The organism is Lactobacillus porci (assembly GCF_009695985.1).
Taxonomy (GTDB): domain Bacteria; phylum Bacillota; class Bacilli; order Lactobacillales; family Lactobacillaceae; genus Lactobacillus; species Lactobacillus absianus.
Genome location: NZ_VUMX01000071.1, coordinates 1 through 1,466, shown reverse-complemented (window position 1 = coordinate 1,466; position 1,466 = coordinate 1). Strand labels below are relative to the sequence as shown.

The following is a 1,466-nucleotide window of genomic DNA, read 5'->3' as shown; positions in this document are numbered from 1 at the left end:
TATTTTCATGTGATTGTCCTCCCTTTACTGCCCCGAAGGGCATAAAAATCCCCAGCAGTAAAATACTTTTACCACTGGGGATGATAATTTGCGGACATACACATATACAGCATACACCTGTTTGTGAGTGCTGTTTTTGGGGATATGTCAAAATTGATAAGGCAAAAGTATTCTTAAATTGGGTACAAAAACTAAGCCCCTACAAAAGGGACTATCATAATCCTTTGTTCCCACTATTTGATTATAGTTTTATTTAAGAATACCTTGCCGCATATTTTTTACTCCTTTTCTGGAATTGAATTATTATATCACATCAGTTTTAGGAATTATTATATCACATCAGTTTTAGGAAAACAAGTATCTAAAAGAAATTTTTCTTCCCCTTATATGTAACAATCATACCGGCTTCCTAACGTTCAGAATGGTTTCTACTGTCTGCTGCGGTGTTTGGTTGGAATTGTCCAGCCAAAAGCCGATCCGTGGTGTTGTCTGCATTTTACTAAATACAAATTCAATGTATACAGAAAGAAATATATAAGGAGTGGGAGGGATTCCGCCGTAGTCGGCATTGTAGGAAAATCCAAAAGTTTAGATTTTCTCAAAATGCTTATCTTTTGGTCTTTGGTTCGGAATAGTGTAGTGCTGGCGGTCTATCTATTGTTTTCGGTTGCTTGCTTCTTTACCGTACATGAGCATTTTGCCAAGGCAGCAAGTCATATTCAACGCCCCGCTTATCGATATTGTAGAGGTCTTCATTGGCGAAAACCGCCCCTTCCCCGGCGATTTCCACCAGTTCTTGCATATCAGCCGTGTCAAAGTTGGAAACGCCCCAGTGGCGGATCAGGCCAGCAGCTTGCAGGTCCTGCAGGCCTTTAACGGTTTCTGCTAAAGGATAGTTACTCTTCCAGTGCAAAAGATACAAGTCCAGATAGTCTGTCCCCAGCCGCTTTAAGCTGGCGGCCAGGCTCTTTTTCTGGTCTTGAGGACTGGCATGCCAGGGGTAGAACTTGGAAATGAGGAAGAGCTGGCTCCGGTCCAAATCCTTGATGGCTTCACCAACCAGCCTTTCAGCCTGCCCTTCCCCATACATTTCCGCGGTGTCAATCACATTGACGCCGTGAGATAAGCCGTATCTCAGGGCCGCGAGTTCCGTGGCCTGCTTTGCGGCTTTTTCCCCCATATTCCAGGTGCCCAGGCCCAGCTGGCTCAGTTTTTCTCCTTTGATGGTCATGTATTTCATGTTTTTCCCTCCGTATTTTCTTCTTTTTAAGCATAATACAAGGAAGACAATTTTTTCGCCAATTGCAAGAATAAATTGAACACTTACCATAACATCTGGTAGATTTTGACTATCTACGCCGGTAAATGCGGTCAAGTTCGGTGTCAGGAGTCTTGTAGTTTAAGATCTTCCGAGGAAGAGAGTTGCACCATACCTCGATCTTAGCAATATCTTCCACACTGTACTT

The 1,466-nt window shown here is 43.0% G+C and carries 1 protein-coding gene and 2 pseudogenes; 1 reads left to right on the top strand and 2 read right to left on the bottom strand.

From position 1 onward, the window contains the following. Nucleotides 1-257, top strand: a 257-nt coding sequence (locus FYJ62_RS10900) for a hypothetical protein (RefSeq protein WP_229771911.1), incomplete at its 5' end; no start/stop codon positions are given. Nucleotides 258-688: 431 nt separating this feature from the next. Here FYJ62_RS10900 and FYJ62_RS10475 read toward each other — a convergent pair. Further along, nucleotides 689-1,240 (bottom strand): annotated as a pseudogene (locus FYJ62_RS10475) (aldo/keto reductase); the annotation flags it as partial. 109 nt (nt 1,241-1,349) lie between these two features. Beyond that, a pseudogene (locus tag FYJ62_RS10470) lies at nt 1,350-1,466 on the bottom strand (IS30-like element ISL7 family transposase); the annotation flags it as partial.